The sequence below is a fragment of the Marinomonas phaeophyticola genome, from assembly GCF_026966905.1.
Taxonomy (GTDB): Bacteria; Pseudomonadota; Gammaproteobacteria; order Pseudomonadales; family Marinomonadaceae; genus Marinomonas; species Marinomonas phaeophyticola.
Map to the genome: position 1 here is coordinate 404,356 of NZ_JAPUBN010000019.1, position 19,004 is coordinate 423,359.

The 19,004-nt window shown below is 40.6% G+C and carries 15 protein-coding genes and 2 pseudogenes; 16 read left to right on the plus strand and 1 reads right to left on the minus strand.

The features are described from left to right. The first annotated feature begins 11 nt into the window (after window positions 1-11). From mraY to mutT, 13 genes and pseudogenes are all read left to right on the plus strand, one after another. Window positions 12-1,094, plus strand: a complete 1,083-nt coding sequence (gene mraY, locus O1D97_RS16100; RefSeq protein ID WP_269127184.1) for a phospho-N-acetylmuramoyl-pentapeptide-transferase — start codon at window positions 12-14, stop codon at window positions 1,092-1,094. 8 nt (window positions 1,095-1,102) lie between these two features. Further along, window positions 1,103-2,449 (plus strand): UDP-N-acetylmuramoyl-L-alanine--D-glutamate ligase, encoded by a 1,347-nt coding sequence (murD, locus tag O1D97_RS16105; protein WP_269127185.1) that lies wholly within the window; start codon window positions 1,103-1,105, stop codon window positions 2,447-2,449. Further along, the gene (ftsW, locus tag O1D97_RS16110; RefSeq protein WP_269127186.1) at window positions 2,446-3,651 is read left to right on the plus strand and encodes a putative lipid II flippase FtsW; all 1,206 of its coding nucleotides are present in this window, start codon (window positions 2,446-2,448) and stop codon (window positions 3,649-3,651) included. The genes murD and ftsW overlap by 4 nt, the downstream gene beginning before the upstream one ends. Window positions 3,652-3,697: 46 nt before the next feature. Beyond that, window positions 3,698-4,713: pseudogene (gene murG, locus O1D97_RS16115) on the plus strand (undecaprenyldiphospho-muramoylpentapeptide beta-N-acetylglucosaminyltransferase). Next, window positions 4,706-6,127, plus strand: a complete 1,422-nt coding sequence (murC, locus tag O1D97_RS16120) for a UDP-N-acetylmuramate--L-alanine ligase (protein ID WP_269127187.1) — start codon at window positions 4,706-4,708, stop codon at window positions 6,125-6,127. The pseudogene murG and the gene murC overlap by 8 nt, the downstream one beginning before the upstream one ends. Before the next feature lies 1 nt (window position 6,128). Then, window positions 6,129-7,085 (plus strand): D-alanine--D-alanine ligase, encoded by a 957-nt coding sequence (locus tag O1D97_RS16125; protein ID WP_269127188.1) that lies wholly within the window; start codon window positions 6,129-6,131, stop codon window positions 7,083-7,085. Continuing rightward, window positions 7,082-7,765, plus strand: a complete 684-nt coding sequence (locus O1D97_RS16130) for a cell division protein FtsQ/DivIB (protein ID WP_269127189.1) — start codon at window positions 7,082-7,084, stop codon at window positions 7,763-7,765. Before O1D97_RS16125 ends, O1D97_RS16130 begins: the two co-directional genes overlap by 4 nt. 59 nt (window positions 7,766-7,824) lie before the next feature. Next, window positions 7,825-9,090: a cell division protein FtsA gene (gene ftsA, locus O1D97_RS16135; protein WP_269127190.1), complete on the plus strand. Its 1,266-nt coding sequence runs from the start codon at window positions 7,825-7,827 to the stop codon at window positions 9,088-9,090. A 43-nt stretch (window positions 9,091-9,133) separates the two neighbouring features. Continuing rightward, window positions 9,134-10,378 (plus strand): cell division protein FtsZ, encoded by a 1,245-nt coding sequence (gene ftsZ / locus O1D97_RS16140; protein ID WP_269127191.1) that lies wholly within the window; start codon window positions 9,134-9,136, stop codon window positions 10,376-10,378. A 103-nt stretch (window positions 10,379-10,481) separates the two neighbouring features. Next, window positions 10,482-11,393 carry a UDP-3-O-acyl-N-acetylglucosamine deacetylase gene (gene lpxC / locus O1D97_RS16145; protein ID WP_269127192.1) on the plus strand — a complete coding sequence of 304 codons (912 nt, stop codon included), beginning with the start codon at window positions 10,482-10,484 and terminating at the stop codon, window positions 11,391-11,393. A gap of 140 nt (window positions 11,394-11,533) precedes the next feature. After that, window positions 11,534-14,224 carry a preprotein translocase subunit SecA gene (gene secA, locus O1D97_RS16150; protein WP_269127193.1) on the plus strand — a complete coding sequence of 897 codons (2,691 nt, stop codon included), beginning with the start codon at window positions 11,534-11,536 and terminating at the stop codon, window positions 14,222-14,224. 15 nt (window positions 14,225-14,239) lie between these two features. Beyond that, complete coding sequence (gene argJ / locus O1D97_RS16155) at window positions 14,240-15,460, plus strand: bifunctional glutamate N-acetyltransferase/amino-acid acetyltransferase ArgJ (protein WP_269127194.1); 1,221 nt, start codon at window positions 14,240-14,242, stop codon at window positions 15,458-15,460. Beyond that, a complete protein-coding gene (gene mutT / locus O1D97_RS16160; RefSeq protein ID WP_269127195.1) occupies window positions 15,460-15,858 on the plus strand; it encodes an 8-oxo-dGTP diphosphatase MutT in 399 nt (132 codons plus the stop codon). The genes argJ and mutT overlap by 1 nt, the downstream gene beginning before the upstream one ends. A gap of 35 nt (window positions 15,859-15,893) precedes the next feature. Here mutT and O1D97_RS16165 read toward each other — a convergent pair whose 3' ends face one another. Then, complete coding sequence (locus tag O1D97_RS16165) at window positions 15,894-16,691, minus strand: response regulator transcription factor (RefSeq protein ID WP_269127196.1); 798 nt, start codon at window positions 16,689-16,691, stop codon at window positions 15,894-15,896. 105 nt (window positions 16,692-16,796) lie between these two features. Here O1D97_RS16165 and O1D97_RS16170 point away from each other — a divergent pair. From O1D97_RS16170 to O1D97_RS16180, 3 genes and pseudogenes are all read left to right on the plus strand, one after another. Beyond that, window positions 16,797-17,074: pseudogene (locus tag O1D97_RS16170) on the plus strand (peptidylprolyl isomerase). A 33-nt stretch (window positions 17,075-17,107) separates the two neighbouring features. Continuing rightward, window positions 17,108-17,530, plus strand: coding sequence for a protein tyrosine phosphatase family protein (locus O1D97_RS16175; protein ID WP_269127197.1), 423 nt, complete (start codon window positions 17,108-17,110; stop codon window positions 17,528-17,530). Between the two features lie 152 nt (window positions 17,531-17,682). Next, window positions 17,683-19,004: retention module-containing protein (locus tag O1D97_RS16180; protein WP_269127198.1), on the plus strand; the 1,322-nt coding region annotated here is incomplete at its 3' end.

The following is a 19,004-nucleotide window of genomic DNA, read 5'->3' on the forward strand; positions in this document are numbered from 1 at the left end:
TTTTTTACCTTATGCTACTTTTGCTGGCTGACTATTTAAGTCAATACGATGCGTTTTTTACGGTCTTTAACTATTTATCTTTAAGAGCGATCTTAAGTGTCTTAACTGCACTGGCTATTTCGTTGTTAATTGGTGGAAAAGTAATTGCTTTGCTACAAACATTACAAATGGAGCAGGCTATTCGAAATGATGGTCCTCAAAGTCATTTAAGCAAGGCGGGTACGCCTACAATGGGTGGGGCTTTGATTATTTTTTCTATTGCTGTGAGTACCTTGTTGTGGGGGGACTTGAGTAATCGCTATGTATGGGTTGTTTTATTGGTTACGCTTGCCTTTGGCGCTATTGGCTGGGTAGACGATTATCGAAAAGTAGTAGAAAAAAACCCTAGAGGACTTCCAAGTCGTTGGAAGTATTTTTGGCAAAGTGTGGTTGGGTTATGCGTTGCTTTCTATCTGTATTATTCGGCAACGACGCCTGCTGAAACGTCACTAATTGTGCCCTTATTTAAAGATGTTGTTATTCCTATGGGAATATTTTATGTGGTGCTGACTTATTTTGTTATTGTCGGAACCAGTAATGCGGTAAACCTGACCGATGGCCTAGATGGGTTAGCGATTTTACCTACAGTGCTTGTCGGTGGAGCATTAGGCCTATTTGCATATTTAACAGGTAATGTGAAATTTGCAGATTATTTACTGATTCCTTATGTCTATGGAACGGGTGAGATTATTATATTCTGTTCTGCTCTAGTTGGTGCTGGCTTAGGTTTTCTTTGGTTTAATACCTACCCAGCGCAAATATTTATGGGAGATGTGGGTGCGCTGGCGCTTGGTGCTGCACTAGGTGTTATTGCCGTTATTGTTAGGCAAGAAATCGTGTTGTTCGTTATGGGAGGGGTCTTTGTTATGGAGACGATTTCTGTCATTCTGCAAGTGGCGTCATATAAGTTAACTAAACGTCGAATTTTTAGAATGGCTCCTATACACCACCATTTTGAATTAAAAGGTTGGGCTGAGCCTAAAGTTATTGTTCGATTTTGGATAATAACGGTTTGTCTTGTGTTAGTTGGTATTGCCACGCTAAAAGTGCGTTAGGATTTTTTATGTCTCTTATTTCTTCTGACCGAGTCCGAGCTGTTGTTGGTTTAGGTGTTTCAGGTATTTCATGTGCACGTTTTCTTTCTCAGGAAAATATAGATTTTTATATTGTTGATTCGAGAAATGAGCCTCCTGGGTTAGAAGAAGCTAAGTCGTTTTGTCCTCATGATAGGATTTTTTTAGGCAATCTTGATATTTTACTGACTTTGCCCGTCACTGAGTTATATGTCAGTCCAGGTATACCGCTTAGTCATCCTGTATTAAAGCAGCTCTCAGATAAAGGCGTTTTAATGAGAGGGGATATTGATCTTTTTTGCGATTATGCGAATGCACCTATTGTTGCTATTACGGGGTCTAATGCAAAAAGTACAGTCACTACGTTAGTTGCGGATATGCTAAATGTGTCGGGATATAATGCCGTTGCTGGTGGTAATTTGGGAGCTACAGCATTAGATCTATTATCGACGTCAGTTGATTACTATGTCCTTGAGCTATCTAGTTTCCAGCTAGAGACGACTCACTCTTTAAGTGCAGCTGTAGCAACGGTTCTTAATGTAAGTGAAGATCATATGGATCGTTATGACTCCCTTTATGATTATCAGAAAGTAAAGCAGCGGATATATAGACGCTGTAGAGCCGCAGTGTGTAATAAACAAGATATCCTGACTGTTCCTTTGTTACCAGATAATACACCTGTTAATGCATTTACAATTGGCGCTCCAGACTTGAGAGAGTTTGGATTGTTGCCTGATGGTAAGGAGCAGTGGCTGTGTTATGGTGTTGAAAGATTGATTAATACATCCTCAATTAAGCTGAAGGGTAAGCATAATTACGCCAACATCTTGGCTGCACTGGCTATTTTAAAAATGTTGGATGTGCCTTTCAAAAAAGATGTTATTACTTCTTATTTGTCTGAATTTGAGGGGCTGCCGCACCGTTGTCAGACAGTAAAACAAGTTAAGGGTGCGGTTTATATTAACGACTCCAAAGGAACGAATGTCGGAGCAACTATAGCAGCTTTAGATGGTTTTGGTAGTGCTAAGCCAAATATCCACCTTATTCTCGGAGGAGATGGTAAAGGGGCTGATTTCTCTCCTTTAGTGAAGCCTGTTAGTCAGTATGTTAAAAATGTATATTTATTTGGTGCTGATGCAGGCACCTTAGAGTTTATATTAGGGGCAGAAGTGACATGTCATAGACATGAAAATCTTGACTCTATCATAATGGCGGTTTCGTCTTATGCGCAAGTAGGGGATATCGTGCTGTTCTCTCCTGCTTGTGCCAGTCTTGATATGTATAGTAACTACAAGGAAAGAGGGGAACACTTTATTCGTCTGGTACGTTCATTATGAAAACGCGTGATCTTTTTGATAGGGTTTCTTTTAAAGAGATCACACATATTGATGCGAGCTTTCTGTTGTCCTCGCTTGCAATAGTTGCATTAGGATTAGTAATGGTGGCGAGTGCTTCGGTGGCCATTTCGGATAGCATTCATGGGCACCCATATTTTTTTGTGACTCGACAAATTATTTATCTTCTTTTGGCGTTGGTGGTTGGTTCTGTTGTTATAAATATACCAACAGAATTACTGCATCGCTGCGGTATTTTTGTAATGTTTAGTTCCATTGCATTGCTTATATTGGTGTTGATGCCAGTTATTGGTAAAAGTGTTAATGGTAGCCAGCGTTGGATCAATTTGGGGGTGTTTAATCTCCAGGCGTCAGAAGTCGCTAAAGTATGTATGGTTATTTACATGTCGGGCTATTTAGTGCGCCGCTCAGATCAAGTAAGAGAAAAGTTGAGCGGCTTTCTGTTGCCATTATTTTTAAGTGTCATTTTTCTTTTTTTATTGTTACTTGAGCCGGATTTCGGCGCTTCTGTAGTATTGCTTGGTACTGTAATGGCAATGCTATTTATTGGCGGAGCAAAAGTGTATCAATTTTTATTGCTCTTATTAGGCGCGCTGGTTGCTCTGGGATTAGTTGCTATCTCAGAGAGCTATAGAATGAAGCGGTTATTGAATTTTATTGATCCCTGGGCAGATCCATTCAACGATGGTTATCAATTGAGTCAAGCGCTCATTGCTTACGGTCGCGGTGAATGGTTTGGCTTGGGCCTTGGTAATAGTGTCCAGAAACTCTCGTATTTGCCAGAAGCCCACACTGACTTTGTATTTTCTATTTGGGTAGAAGAAACGGGGATGCTAGGTGGCTTGTTGCTGATTGTGCTGTTTGGGCTCATGGTGAGTCGGGCGTTTAAAATTGGCAAAAATGCGCTAACTTTATATCGTCCTTTTGCTGGGTATCTTTGTTATGGTTTTGCGATACTTATTGTTGCTCAGGTAGTCATTAATATCGGTGTAAATACGGGGTTGCTCCCTACTAAAGGCCTTACGTTACCTTTAATTAGCTTTGGGGGGAGTAGTTTGATTATTACTCTGGCGAGTTTATTTGTAATCGCTCGTGTGGATATCGAAAATAAACGTTTGGTTTCCAGTACTGCTAAAGTAGTGGCGGCAGAGAGTGAGGAGTTAAATATTGTCAAAGACGCATAAAGTTTTAATTATGGCGGGCGGTACTGGAGGGCATATATACCCTGCAATGGCTTGTAGTGACGAATTTAATCGACAAAAAATAAAGACCGTATGGCTGGGTTCGAAAGGGGGATGGAAGAGCGCCTTATTGGTCTTAATACTGAGATTCCATTGTGCTTGTTGTCCATAAAGGGAGTTAGAGGGAAAGGCGTTATTGGCTTGTTGCTGGCTCCTTTTAGAATTTTTCGTTCGATTGGCCAAGCTATATCAATAATATTACGCGAAAAACCTGATGTTGTTCTGGGGATGGGAGGGTTTGTTTCTGGTCCCGGAGGTGTAGCGGCAAGGATTTTGGGTGTGCCTCTCGTTATTCATGAGCAGAATGCAATTGCAGGCACAACGAATCGTTTATTGTCAAAAATTAGTAGTGTGTCTCTTTGTGCTTTTAATGGTGCCTTAAATAGAGGCATTATCCTTGGCAATCCAATTCGCTCCGCTCTAATTGAAAGTGGTAAAAAAGAGCGGAGTGTTAATAATGCTCGACCTTTACAGGTATTAGTTGTTGGTGGAAGTTTAGGTGCGAGAGCTATTAATGATGTTATTCCTCAGGTTTTATCAAATTGGTGTGATGCTTCTCAATTGACTGTTTGGCATCAAACAGGAGGGCGTAATTTTGATGAAGTTGAGAAGGTCTATCAATCCTTGAATCTTGAGTCTAGAGTTGAACCTTATATTGAAAATATGGAATTGGCCTATGCTTGGGCAGATTTAGTGATTTGTAGAGCGGGTGCTATGACAATAAGTGAATTGGCTCTAATGGGGTTGCCTTCTATATTGGTGCCCTATCCATATGCAATTGATGATCACCAAACGGCGAATGCGAATAGTTTAAAGCAATGTGATGCGGCGATTGTTATTCAGCAAAAAGAGCTAACAGTAGAAAAAATAACCACCCTTTTAAAAGAATTTGTAAATGACCGAGCAAGGTTGCATCAAATGGGAGAGAATGCAAAGAAGATGAGCTTTCCGAATGCAACAACAGACGTTGTTTTACAGTGTTTAGGACAAATTAAGAATGATTGATTTAACAACGCAATACAATATACCTGCAATGAGACGAATTCAGAAAATCCATTTTATTGGGGTTGGAGGTGTTGGTATGTGTGGTATTGCAGAAGTGTTACACAATCAAGGCTATCAAGTTTCTGGTTCTGACCTTAATGTATCTTCTGTAACCAAAAGACTTGAGAGTTTAGGTGTATCTGTTGTAATAGGGCACTATGAAAAAAATGTTCATGATGTGCATGTAATCGTCGTTTCAACGGCTATTAATCAAGATAACCCAGAGATTCAATGGGCCAAGAAAAATAGAATTCCAATTGTGCGTCGTGCGGAAATGTTAGCTGAGTTAATGCGTTATCGTCATGGTATAGCCGTTGCGGGTACTCATGGAAAAACCACAACGACAAGTTTAATGGCATCTGTTTTGGCCGCTACAGGGGAGGCGCCTACCTTTGTGATTGGTGGACGTTTAACGAGTGCAGGTACGAATGCTCAATTAGGGAGTAGTTCCTATTTAGTCGCTGAAGCAGACGAGAGTGATGCCTCTTTTTTACATTTACAGCCCCAAACCGTTATTGTGACCAATATTGATGAAGATCACATGGATACCTATCAGGGTAATTTTGAGAATGTGAAAAAAACTTTCGTAGAGTTTATTCATAATCTACCTTTTTATGGTCTCGCGGTTCTTTGTGTAGATGACGAAAATATTCGTGATATTCTACCTCAAATTAGTCGTCCTATTATGACTTACGGAATAGAGCAAGAGGCTGATGTTTATGCAACGGATATTGTTCAGTCGGGTCGTTTTTGTGAGTTTATTGCCCATCGTCCAGACTCAGCGCCTTTAAAAATACGTTTACCAATGCCTGGTAAGCATAATGTATTAAACGCTTTGTCAACGATTGCCGTGGCAACGGATCTTGAGGTTGATGGTGCTGCTATACAAGCTGGTTTAATGGGCTTTGAAGGTGTTGGTCGGCGTTTTCAAGAGCAATCATCTTTAACGCTTAAAGAGGGTGGCAAAGTGATGTTTATTGATGACTATGGTCATCATCCTCGTGAAGTTGAAGCGACAATAAAGGCGATTCGTGAGGGGTGGCCTGAAAAACGTTTGGTTATGGTATATCAACCCCACAGATATTCTAGGACCCGAGATTTGTACGAAGATTTTGTACAAGTTCTTTCTCAGGTAGATGTTCTGCTCTTGTTGGAAGTGTATTCCGCTGGTGAAGTCGCCATTAATGGTGCTGATAGTCGCTCATTATGTGGAAGCATTCGCCAAAGGGGGAGTGTAGATCCTATTTACGTGGGTAAGTCTAGTGATCTTGGTTCTATTTTAGCGAATGTGTTAAGAGATGATGATTTGATGATTACTCAGGGTGCAGGTGATATAGGTACTATTTCTAAAAAACTGTCTGTCGAAGGGATTTAATATGTATTTGCCCTCCTTAAAAGAATCCAAAATTGCCGTTATTTATGGAGGTCGTTCTTCTGAGAGAGATGTGTCTCTTCAGAGTGGGCGACTTGTTGCTAGAGCTCTGTTAAAGAAAGGTTATGATATTGCTGAAATTGATTTATATGGTTCTGATGGGCTACTAAACCCTATAACTCAATTGCAAGAAGTTGAATTTGACCTAGCGTATATTGCTTTACATGGTGGAGAAGGTGAGGATGGTCGAATTCAGGCCTTACTGGAAATGTTAGAGAAACCTTATACTGGAAGTCGCCCTTTAGCTTGTGGCTTCGCAATGGATAAAGTTCTTAGTAAAAAGTATTGGAAGGGAATAGGTGTGCCGACACCAAATTACCTTTCTTATGATGCTATTCCTGCCGCAGAAGAAATTGAGCAGCTACTCTCTTATCCGGTTATTGTTAAGCCTTCTAGGGAAGGCTCTACTATTGGTATTAATAAGGCATTAGATCGAACAGAATTAGAGTCGGCTCTAAATGAGGCTTTACATTATGATTCAGAAATTTTAGTTGAACAATTTGTCGATGGGCCAGAGTTTACTGTGACGATTATAGCAGATGAAGCCTACCCTGTTATTGGTTTGAAGCCAGCTGAGAATCATAGGTTGTATGATTATAATGCTAAATATATTGCGGATGATACACAATATTTGCTGCCATGCGGTTTAAGTGAGCAGCATGAGGAGCGTGTTAAATCCTTGGCTTTAACTGCCTATCGTTCTCTCGGTTGTACTGGTTGGGGGCGTGTTGATGTGATGCAGGACAAAAATCAAGATTTTTGGGTTTTAGAGGTAAACACGTCTCCTGGAATGACATCTCATAGTCTTGTTCCTATGGCAGCCGCTCATCTAGGTATTGAATATGGCGATCTAGTTGAAAAGATTGCTCTTGATGCTTGGGAACGCGATAACTCGCTATGAGAATGTTGGCGTTGTTCGGAGCTTGCTTGTTAATTTGCCTCTCTGTCTTTCAAGGGTATGTAGAAAAGCAAGACTGGTTTGCTATCGAGCGCATTTCTATTGAGGGAGATCTTCATTATACAACCAAGAGCGAATTATTGGGAAATTATGATCAGTTATTAGGGCATAGTCTAACCTCTTTTGATTTGCAGGAGTTGTTGTTGTTAGCCGTTACGCCTGAATGGATAAAGTCGGCTTCAGTTAGAAAAATATGGCCTAATGCTATTCAGATGAATGTTATTGAGCATACGCCTTTGGCGTTTTGGGGTGAAAGGCATTTAATTGCCTCTAATGGGAACGTTATTACTCCTCCTGTGGTTCCTAATATTCCTTTGCCGCATTTATATGGTCCTGCGGGTGCTCAGAAAGCCGTATTGGAGCAGTTTGAATTGGTGAGTCAGGTTTTGTCCTCTACTGATCTACGTGCAACAAAGTTAGAGCTTGAGGCGCGAGGGGCCTGGTCTATAACCTTGTCAAATGGATTGCTAGTGAGGTTAGGGCGGGAAGACGTTTTAGAGCGACTTCAGAGGTTTATTGCCGTGTATAAAAGTGATTTATCAGGTAGAATAGATCAAATTGTAGGTGTTGATGCCCGTTATCCGCACGGTGTTTCTGTGGAGTGGAAGAAAGAAGTTTTGTAGTTGGTCTGAATTTTGCTTTTATTTGGTTGTTTATTGTACAGTTTGTTTGGGATTTCTAAATGATAGTCGGTTTGGATGTAGGCACGTCAAAAGTAGTTTGTTTGGTTGGTGAAGTCAACGACGATGGGCGTGTTGAAATTATTGGTATCGGCTCGCATTCAGCCAAAGGCATGAAGCGTGGGGTGGTTGTCAATATTGAGTCGACAGTTCAATCCATTCAGAGAGCGGTAGAAGAGGCTGAACTTATGGCGGGATGTAATATACATTCTGTTTTTGTCAGTGTGACAGGCAGTCATATTCGGTCCCTAAATTCTCATGGGATTGTGGCCATCAAAGATGGTGAAGTTCAAGATGCAGATATCGAGCGTGTTATTGATGCCGCGCAAGCCGTACCAATGCCTTCTGATCAGCGAGTGCTTCATATTTTACCTCAAGAATTTAGCATTGATGCACAGGAGGGGATTAAAGACCCTTTAGGCATGTCAGGTGTTCGACTCGAAGCAAATGTACACATGATATCTGGCGCAGCTAATGCCGTTATGAATGTTGAGAAATGTATTAAGAAATGTGGACTTGGTGTTGATGGGGTGATTTTATCTCAGTTAGCTTCAAGTCACTCGTCATTGAGTGATGATGAGAAAGATCTCGGAGTGTGCCTGGTTGATATAGGGGCAGGTACGGCAGATTTAGCCATTTGGATTGATGGTTCTATTCATCATACTTCGGTTGTTCCTGTCGCCGGTGATCAAGTGACTAATGATATTTCTATGGCATTAAGAACACCAACTCAACATGCTGAAAAAATTAAAATCAAATATGCTTGCGCTATGTCCTCAATGGCCAGTGCTGATCAATTAATAGATGTTCCAAGTGTAGGTGATAGACAATCTAGGACAATCTCACGACATGCATTGGCTGAGGTTGTTGAGGCTAGGTACGAGGAAATTTATAGTTTGGTTCTTGATGAGTTAAGACGAAGCGGATATGCCGAGCGCATACCTGCAGGGATTGTATTAACTGGAGGAACCTCTCAAATTGAAGGGGCTATTGACTTAGCTGAAAAAGTGTTTGATATGCCAGTTCGTCTTTCGTATCTAGATGAAGATAGTGGTGTTTCAGATACAGTCAATAGTCCTATTTATTCAACAGGTGTTGGTTTGTTAGCGCTTGGTGGAAAATATTATGACTCAAAAGGAATTGTTCCTTCTGGGGTCCAAAAAACAATTAGTGAAACTCCCGATCTGGTGAATGTTAATGCAAAACCATCTGTAAATGTTTTTGATATTTGGCGAAATATGAAGCAATGGTTTCAAAGTAATTTGTAGTCGGGAAGAGTAGCAAACGAATAAATTGAGGAGCGATAAGTCCATGAGTGTTTTTGATTTAGCTGATGATAATGTCTCTGATAATGCTGTAATTAAGGTTATTGGTGTTGGTGGTGGCGGTGGTAATGCTGTGCGCCATATGTTGGAAAACCGTTTAGAAGGTGTGGAGTTTATTTGCGCAAACACTGACTCAAAAGCCCTATCTGGTCTTGAGGCGAGTGTTTCGTTGCAGCTGGGTTCTACCATCACTAAAGGATTGGGGGCGGGTGCAAATCCAAGTGTTGGTCGTGATTCTGCTCTTGAAGATGAAGAAAAAATTGCCCAGCTGATTTCCGGTGCCGATATGGTTTTTATAACGGCAGGCATGGGAGGTGGAACGGGTACTGGTGCGGCCCCTGTTATTGCAAGAGTGGCAAGGGAAATGGGTATTCTCACTGTTGCTGTTGTGACTCGTCCATTCCCATTTGAAGGTCGTCGTAGAGCGAAGGTAGCCGATGAAGGTGTGCGGGAATTAAGGGAAAACGTTGATTCTCTAATCATTGTTCCTAATGAGCGTCTGTTGCCTGTTTTAGGTAAAAATATCACGTTGCTAAAAGCGTTTGGTGAGGCGAATAATGTCTTGTTTAACGCGGTTCAAGGCATTACGGATTTGATTATGCGCCCCGGTTTAATTAACGTGGATTTTGCTGATGTTCGTACTGTTATGTCTGAAATGGGTATGGCTATGATGGGGACGGGTACTTCTACTGGTGAAGATAGGGCGCGTGTCGCTGCAGAGTCTGCTATACATAATCCATTGCTTGAAGATATTAATCTCAAGGGAGCTAGAGGTGTATTGGTGAATATCACTGCAAATGAAGAAGTTGGCCTTTCTGAATTTACCGAGGTCGGTGGTATTATTGAAGAGTATGCATCTGAAGACGCGACTGTTGTTATTGGTTGTGCTATTGATCCAAGTGTTGGTGATGAAATGCGAGTTACTGTTGTGGCTACTGGGTTGGAGCGAGCTGAAAGTTCGGTGTCGAACGCGGTTGCTTCGAATGGCGCGGTTACATCAAATAAAGTAGTTGGTGATTCTGTTGTATCGCCTTCTGTATCTAGTGTTTCTGTTGCTCCTGTTAGTGATGTGAAGGCTGTTGTTACACCTAAAATTGTTACTGAGTCAGTTTCTCAGTCTAGTACCTTAGATGCTGATAAGGCGGATGTAGATGGAGCGGTTAAGTCTACAGCAGATGAAAAGTTGTCTTATCTTGACATTCCTGCTTTTCTACGTCGTCAAGCAGATTAGATAAAGTAAGTAATGTGCAAAATACATAATGCAGTTTGTGTAAAATTAGTTAAATTGTTATTATGGTGGTTATATTTTAGAACTTATTAATTGTAGGAAAGCAATGATACGTCAGCGAACCCTTAAAAATATTATTCGCGCTACAGGAGTTGGTTTACATTCTGGTGAAAAAGTGTACCTAACTCTTAAACCTGCTCCAGTAAATGCTGGCATTATTTTTGTCAGAACAGATTTGGAGCCGGCTATGGAGGTGCATGCTAATGCTGAAGCCGTAGGTTCGACCAATTTAGCTACTGCTCTTTGTAGTAATGGCGTAACAATTAGTACTGTTGAGCATTTATTATCTGCAATGGCTGGTTTAGGTGTTGATAATGCCTATGTTGAAGTGAGTGCGAGTGAGTTACCTCTTATGGATGGTAGTGCTAGTCCATTTGTTTTCTTGCTGCAGTCTGCCGGTCTTGAAGAGCAGGATGCTTACAAAAAATTCATTAGAATTAAAAAAGAAGTTGTTGTAAGGGATGGTGATAAATTTGCCTCTTTAGAGCCTTATTCTGGGTTTAGATTGTCATTCTCTATAGATTTTGATCATCCTGCAATTGGTAAGGATGTTCAGTCTACTGTTGTTGATTTTTCTACAACAGCTTTTGTTAAAGAGATTAGTAGGGCTAGAACATTTGGCTTTATGAAGGATCTTGAGTATTTTAAAAACAATAACCTTGCGCGTGGCGCTAATATGGAAAATGCCGTTGTTCTTGATGAATATCGAGTCTTAAATGATGAAGGACTACGTTATAATGACGAGTTGGTAAGGCATAAAGTATTAGATGCGATAGGTGATTTGTACTTGTTAGGACATAGTTTGATTGGTGAATATAAAGCCAATAAGTCGGGGCATGCATTAAATAATATTCTTCTTAGAGAGCTCCTTTCTCAGGAAGATGCTTGGGAATATGTCGTGTTTGAAAACGAAAGTCAGTTGTTACCTATTTCTTATTCTGAGCCTGTAACAGCCTAAATCTAGTGGTTTCACGTATTTTTTAAAGGCTAAGCATTTTGCTTGGCCTTTTTTGTATCTGTTTTCTTGAATATTTCATGTTTTGTCTATATTGATCTGATAGACTCTAGTAATTATTAATTGGCGGCGTTGAATTTAAGATGTTAGGAAATGTCATAAAAAAAATCATCGGTACTAAGAATGACCGAGAAGTAAAACGATTTAAAAAAACTGTTAATCAAATTAATCAGTTGGAGTCCACTTTAGCGGACTTGTCTGATGATTCTCTTGCTAAAAAGACACTGGAGTTCAGGGAGCGGTTTTCTTCTGGTGATACATTAGACTCTATGATGCCAGAAGCGTTTGCAGTCGTTAGGGAAGCCAGTAAGCGTGTCATGGGCATGCGCCATTTCGATGTTCAGTTAATCGGTGGTATGGTTCTCCACGAAGGCAAAATTGCAGAAATGAGAACGGGTGAGGGTAAAACGTTAGTAGCTACTCTTGCTGTCTATCTAAATGCCGTTGCTCAAAAGGGTGTTCATGTCGTCACTGTGAATGACTACCTAGCAAAAAGGGATGCGAATTGGATGCGCCCTTTATATGAGTTTTTAGATATGTCTGTTGGTGTTGTTTATTCTGGACAGTCAAGGGACGAAAAGAGATCGGCCTACCTGAGTGATATTACTTACGGTACAAACAATGAGTTCGGCTTTGATTACTTGCGTGACAACATGGTTTTCAAGCTTGAAGATCGTGCTCAGAGAGACCCATTTTTTGCTGTAGTAGATGAGGTTGACTCGATTTTAATTGATGAAGCAAGAACGCCTCTCATTATTTCTGGGGCTGTAGAAGATAGCTCTGAGCAATATAGAAAAATTAATTTATTGGCTCCCTTGCTGACTAAACAAGAAGAGGGAGAGGACGCTGAAGAGGGGCATTATACCTATGATGAGTCTCAGCGAAATATTGAGTTAACAGAAAGTGGCCACACTTTTGTGGAAGAGTGGTTGGTTGAGCAAGAAATGTTGTCGGAAGGCGATAGCTTGTATGCTGCCGCTAATCTCACGTTATTACATCATGTCCATGCTTGTTTGAAGGCTTACGTTATTTTCCAAAAAAATGTTGACTATGTGGTTCAGGGTGACCAGATAGTGATTGTTGATGAGCATACTGGGCGAACAATGCCAGGTCGTCGTTGGTCTGAAGGTATACATCAAGCCGTAGAAGCGAAGGAAGGTGTAACAATTCAAGCTGAAAGCCAAACGCTCGCATCAACTACATTTCAAAATTATTTCCGTCTATATGAAAAATTATCAGGTATGACTGGGACGGCAGATACGGAAGCGTTTGAGTTTCAGCAAATATATGATTTGACTGTGGTTGTTATTCCAACAAATAATGCCGTTCAACGTAAAGATTATAATGATTTGATTTTTATGACGACTGAAGAGAAGTATGGGGCAATTGTAAAGGATACACTTGAGAATGTTGAGTTGGGTCGTCCTATATTGGTGGGTACGGCATCGATTGAATCATCAGAACTTCTTTCTGCACATTTAGAAAAACTGAATATTAAGCATAATGTTTTGAATGCTAAGCAACATGATCGCGAAGCTGAAATTATTGCTGAAGCGGGTCGTCCCGGTGCTGTGACAATCGCAACGAACATGGCTGGCCGTGGTACTGATATTGTTCTTGGTGGTAATTTACAGGTTGAAATTGCTCAGTTAGGTGAGTCGGCAACGAAAGAACAAATTGAAGCGCTTAAAGCTGAATGGAAAATTAGGCATGATGCGGTGCTTGCATCTGGTGGCTTGCATATCATAGGTACAGAGCGTCATGAATCTCGCCGAATTGACAACCAATTGCGAGGTCGTGCTGGACGTCAAGGCGATGTAGGTTCCTCTCGTTTCTATTTGTCTTTAGAAGATAGTCTGATGCGTATATTCATGTCTGATCGCATTAAAAAAATGATGCAGGCTTTAGGTATGGAAAAGGGTGAAGCTATCGAACATAAGATGGTTTCAAATGCGATAGAAAAGGCTCAACGCAAAGTTGAAGGTCGTAACTTTGATATGCGTAAACAGTTGCTTGAATACGATGATGTTGCCAACGATCAGCGTCAAGTTATTTATAATCAACGCTTTGAAATGATGACAGCTGATGATCTATCTATGGTCATTGTAGGGATGCGTGAAGAAGTCGTTTCTAGTATTGTGGACGAATTTATTCCTCCTCAAAGTGTGTTTGATCAGTGGGATCTTGCTGGCTTAGAAGATAAACTTCGTGAAGATTTTTCTTTGGACCTTCCTATTCAACAATGGGTTGCTGAGGATAAGAAGCTTTATGAAGAGCCGTTAAGAGAAAAGATCTTAGCTGGTTTTGTTGATAGCTACGCTGAAAAAGAGTCCATCGCTGGTTCTGAATCCATCCGAGCATTTGAAAAACAGGTGCTTTTACAGGTTTTAGATTCTCTATGGAAAGAGCATTTGCAGACAATGGATATGTTAAGGCAAGGGATTCATTTGAGAGGATATGCTCAGAAGAACCCAAAACAAGAGTATAAGCGTGAATCATTTGAGTTGTTTCAAAATTTACTTGAACAAATCAAATTTGATGTGGTTCAAATCGTTACTCAAGTAAAAGTTCAATCTGCTGAAGAGTCCCAGCAAGCAGAACGTGCTCGTAGGGAGCTTGAAGAAAAAGTACTGATGGGTGAGCAAGTTGCTACTGCTGAAGGTCTGTCTGGTGAAGGTGCGAATGAGTCATCTGTTCCTCGGGTTGGACGTAATGAAGTTTGTCCATGCGGTTCTGGTAAGAAATATAAACATTGTCATGGTAGCCTAGTTTAGGTTGGAGTTTGTTTGATGGCTGTTGGTGAATCTAAATTCCCTGAAATCCCTTTGATTAATGGTATTCGTATTGGTTTTACCAAAGCGGGTATAAAGAAAGTTAACCGTAAAGATGTTGTTCTTTTTGAAGTTTGTGAAGGCGCCTCGGTTGCGGGTGTTTTTACTATGAATGCATTTTGTGCGGCACCTGTCACTTTGTGTCGTGAGCATTTATCACGAGCTTCGGCACGTTATTTGTTGATAAATACAGGGAATGCAAATGCGGGAACAGGTGCTAAGGGGATGCAAAACGCACAAAAATGCTGTGATGCTGTAGCAAATATTGCGGGTGTTAGTGCTTCTCAGGTTTTGCCTTTTTCTACAGGTGTTATTGGTGAGCCGCTGCCTGTAGATAAGTTATTGTCTGCTTTACCTGATGCTTTTGATAGTCTTGATACTGGAACCTGGCTGGATGCAGGTGAAGGGATTATGACGACGGATACTCGGCCTAAAGGGGCTTTTCGCGTTTGTGAGTTTGAGGGGCAAGCTTTTAATTTAGCAGGCATCTCGAAAGGGGCGGGTATGATTCGCCCTAATATGGCAACTATGCTAGGTTTTGTCGCGACTGACATTGCAATCGATGAAACACTGCTCCATGCTCTTCTTAAACAGGTTACCGATAAAAGTTTTAACCGTATTACTATTGATAGTGACACGTCTACAAATGACTCCTGCATATTGATTGCTACAGGTAAGGCTGGAAACAAAAAGCTAACAGATCTTGATTCCGAGTTTGCAAAATACTTTGTGGATCAGCTCACTTCGATAATGCAAGAATTAGCCCATGCTATCGTAAAAGATGGAGAAGGAGCGACGAAGTTTGTTTCTATTGAAGTGGCGGGTGCGGAAGCTAAAGAAGATGCAACGAAAGTGGCTTTTGAAATAGCGCATTCACCATTGGTTAAAACGGCACTTTTTGCTTCTGATCCAAATTGGGGGCGAATCCTTGCGGTGGTTGGTAGAGTGGGTTTGCAAACATTAGATGTGTCTAGGGTGGCTATTTATATTAATGATGTTGAAATCGTGAAAGAGGGTTCTCGTTCTGATTCCTATACTGAAGAGTTAGGGCAGTTAGCTATGTCTCCAGAAAATATTAATATTAGAATTGACCTGGGTCTTGGTGATGCCTTTGATACCGTATGGACTACGGACTTGTCCCATGATTATGTAACAATCAATGCTGAGTATCGGACCTAATGATGATTCATGTGGCCGCTGGTGCGATTATTAGAGATGGTTCGATTTTTATAGCATTGAGGTCTAGTGAAAAGCACCAAGGTGGGCTTTGGGAGTTTCCTGGCGGTAAGTGTGAAATGTATGAACTTCCTGATGCGGCTTTAATTAGAGAGCTTAAAGAAGAGGTTGGAATTGATGTTATATCTTTGCAATCTGTTTTTTCAGTGGATCATGATTATGGTGATAAGAAGGTGTGTCTGCATTTTTTTGTTGTCGATCAGTTTAGTGGAGAGCCTCATGGTGCTGAAGGGCAAAAGGTGCAGTGGGTTTCAATTAAAAAATTGATAAACTATAGCTTCCCCAAAGCAAATGAAGGTTTTGTTGCTTTTTTATCAGGGCTCTATGATTTGAAGGAGTGATCTTTTAAATTAAAAAAAGCGCTTCGGCGCTTTTTTTAATTTAAAATGCTGCTAAGTAATTCCCTAACGGTTGTCGGATCAAAAGGTTTGTCGCAAATGGCATCAACACCTGCCTGGGCAATGTTTGATAGATGAGATTCATTTGATTCAGAGCTTACCATCAATATTGGTATATGAGCTAACTCAGGAGACATCCTAATAAGCTCTGTTAATTCACGACCGTCCATTTCAGGCATGTTGTAATCTGTTACAACCAAGTCAAATTTATTGTCCTCAAGTAGTAGAATGGCTTCTTTGCCATTTTCGGCCTCATTAAAGTTTTCAATACCCATGCTTTGCATTGTTCTTAATATGTGCTTTCTCGATAGGCGGCTGTCATCTACCACTAACACTTTCAAATCTTTTGGATCGAAAAACTCAAGGTCAATATCGGAGCTGTTAATGTAAGATGTCGTTGCTTTTATTGCTCTTGTAAGGTCTTGGCTATTAAAGGGTTTTGGTAAAATGGCTAAAACTCCAGATTGACGAAGGCTTTCAAGATAAGATTTATTGCGTTCACTAGAAATGAGCATGAAGGCTTGGTTTTCTGTATCTGGGTTGTTTCTAATTAATTGTAGTAAATCATCTGCAGTGCCATCTGAGAGATACATTGAAGAAATAACTAAGTCCGGTGTGAAGCTTGTTAGGGAGTGCATTGCTTTACTGATATTTTCTGCATTTTCGATATTGTTAATCCCTGCTTCTGATAATGATCTGGAAATTAACTTTCTTTGAACATCTGATGGTTCAATAAGAAGTACTGATAAATCTTGGGTAAACATTTGATTAGACATTACTATTCTCTTATTGGTGTTCTATTGTATTCATTGAGATTATCATAAAGTGAGTTAGTATGGTTTATTGTTTTAATTTGTAAAATACTTATCAGGGGTATCAGAATGGGTATGGCTAGCGCCTGTCACATATTAGTGAAAACAAAAGATGAGGCTAATCAAATCAAAAAGAAATTAGACTCAGGTGGGGATTTTTATCAATTGGCAAAGAAGCATTCTACTTGCCCTTCATCTAAAAAGGGGGGGATTTGGGCGAATTCAGGCAGGGAGATATGGTGAAGGCATTTGATCAAGCCGTTTTTAAAGGGCCGTTACTCACCGTTCAGGGCCCAATAAAAACTCAATTTGGTTTTCATTTGATTAAAGTTTTATACCGTAATTGATTTTGGTTTTAGTTTATCTATAAAGGAGCTTATATGTTTAATCCAATAAAGTTATCAGATAATTATTATGTTGTATCTCAGATTGAGTTGAAGGATTTAAATGAAATTGAATCAATGGGGTTTGATCTAGTGATTAACAACCGCCCTGAAGGTGAGTCTGACGATCAACCTAAAGGGGAGGATCTAGGAGCGGCTCTAAAAGTTGCTGGAGTGTTGTACGAAGAAAATCCTATCGTGTTATCGAATATGGGAAGTCGTCAGATCGATTTACAAAAAGAGCTCACGAGTAAATCTAAAAAAACATTGGCCTTTTGCAGAACAGGAACGAGGTCGTCTGTTCTTTGGGTTTTGAAAGAGAGTAAGGATGATGTTATGTTTGATCGATTGGTAACATATGTTGAGTCAATGGGTATTAATTTAGATCGTTGTATGGATGTTATGACATCACTTAAATGATAGTGGTTGATGTATTGCAGAATAGAGGGGGCAGTGGAGGCCTCCTTTTTTTGCTAAGAAATAAACTCTAGTACCTTAGTACAGTAGTTTTTGATGACTAAATGAACTAAATTATTTGGTAATTAAAATTCTATAAAGGAATCGGTACTATCATGAGTGATAACCAAACTACATTTTCGACATTAGGTAACGCCATTGGCTTTGCAATTCAAGTTAACGGCCAGGTTCGAGTACAGTCAATAGACGGTCAAGAACGTCTTATTAATGTTGGTGATCCAATATTTTACGGTGAAACGATAGTGTCCGCTCAAGTGGGTGCTGCTGTAGTTGAATTTGTTGATGGTTCTCAAATAGCGATTGAGAGTGATTCTTTTATAGAGATAACGGATGAGATTTATTCTGTAGGTGAAACAGAAGAACTTATCGCTGACTCATCTTCAGATGTTGAAGCCTTACAACAAGCTATTTTGGCAGGGATTGACCCGACGTTAGTTCAGGAAGCTCCAGCCGCTGGTGATCAAGTAGCTGATGATGGTGGTATCGCGGATGGTGCATCCATCGAAAGGACGGGAGAGTTTTATTTACCTGCATATGGTTATGATACACAAGCAAGGTCTGTAGAAGATGGAACAGCAATAGAAAATGGCGCTAATCAACCTGCAATTGCTGAGCCAGAACCAACACCTGAACCAGAACCAACACCTGAGCCAGAACCAACACCTGAGCCAGAACCAACACCTGAGCCAGAACCAACACCTGAGCCAGAACCAACACCTGAGCCAGAACCAACACCTGAGCCAGAACCAACACCTGAGCCAGAACCAACACCTGAGCCAGAACCAACACCTGAGCCAGAACCAACACCTGAACCAGAACCAACACCTGAACCAGAACCAACACCTGAACCAGAACCAACACCTGAACCAGAACCAACACCTGAGCCAGAACCAACACCTACGCCAACACCGCAACCACTACCTATTATTACTTTAGGGAGTGATTTGGTTGTTGATGAGTCGCAAGGGACAGTAACAATAACATTGACACGAACTGGTGATATTACTGTTGCTTCTTCTGTAGATTATAAAACGGTTAATGGATCAGCGATCGCTGATTCAGGGCAACAGATTAATGATTATAAATCAGAATCTGCAACGGTAAGCTTTTCTGTTGGTGAGAGCAGTAAAACCTTTGTTGTTAATCTTAATGATGATGATATATATGAAATTTCTGAAAACTTCTCCATACAACTTAGTAATCCTGTAAGTGCTTCGATTGGTGATAGTGAGCAGGTAATAACGATTGTTGATGATGGTTCCGGCCCTATAGATGATCCGGATGACGATCGACCTGGAGTTAGTATTATTAGTAATGTGGAGGTTAGTGAAGGTTCGTTAGCTGATTTTACCGTAAGTTTAGGAAATACATCAGATGTAGATGTTACCGTAAAACTCACCGTTTCAACTGACGGTGC

What these genes read in the sequence shown, in the direction of transcription:
- ftsZ (WP_269127191.1), top strand. Translation starts at nt 9,134, where the DNA reads ATGAGTGTTTTTGATTTAGCTGATGATAATGTCTCTGATAATGCTGTA.
- O1D97_RS16125 (WP_269127188.1), top strand. Translation starts at nt 6,129, where the DNA reads ATGTATTTGCCCTCCTTAAAAGAATCCAAAATTGCCGTTATTTATGGA.
- argJ (WP_269127194.1), top strand. Translation starts at nt 14,240, where the DNA reads ATGGCTGTTGGTGAATCTAAATTCCCTGAAATCCCTTTGATTAATGGT.
- mutT (WP_269127195.1), top strand. Translation starts at nt 15,460, where the DNA reads ATGATGATTCATGTGGCCGCTGGTGCGATTATTAGAGATGGTTCGATT.
- O1D97_RS16165 (WP_269127196.1), bottom strand. Translation starts at nt 16,691, where the DNA reads ATGTCTAATCAAATGTTTACCCAAGATTTATCAGTACTTCTTATTGAA.
- O1D97_RS16175 (WP_269127197.1), top strand. Translation starts at nt 17,108, where the DNA reads ATGTTTAATCCAATAAAGTTATCAGATAATTATTATGTTGTATCTCAG.
- ftsW (WP_269127186.1), top strand. Translation starts at nt 2,446, where the DNA reads ATGAAAACGCGTGATCTTTTTGATAGGGTTTCTTTTAAAGAGATCACA.
- mraY (WP_269127184.1), top strand. Translation starts at nt 12, where the DNA reads ATGCTACTTTTGCTGGCTGACTATTTAAGTCAATACGATGCGTTTTTT.
- murD (WP_269127185.1), top strand. Translation starts at nt 1,103, where the DNA reads ATGTCTCTTATTTCTTCTGACCGAGTCCGAGCTGTTGTTGGTTTAGGT.
- lpxC (WP_269127192.1), top strand. Translation starts at nt 10,482, where the DNA reads ATGATACGTCAGCGAACCCTTAAAAATATTATTCGCGCTACAGGAGTT.
- O1D97_RS16130 (WP_269127189.1), top strand. Translation starts at nt 7,082, where the DNA reads ATGAGAATGTTGGCGTTGTTCGGAGCTTGCTTGTTAATTTGCCTCTCT.
- murC (WP_269127187.1), top strand. Translation starts at nt 4,706, where the DNA reads ATGATTGATTTAACAACGCAATACAATATACCTGCAATGAGACGAATT.
- ftsA (WP_269127190.1), top strand. Translation starts at nt 7,825, where the DNA reads ATGATAGTCGGTTTGGATGTAGGCACGTCAAAAGTAGTTTGTTTGGTT.
- secA (WP_269127193.1), top strand. Translation starts at nt 11,534, where the DNA reads ATGTTAGGAAATGTCATAAAAAAAATCATCGGTACTAAGAATGACCGA.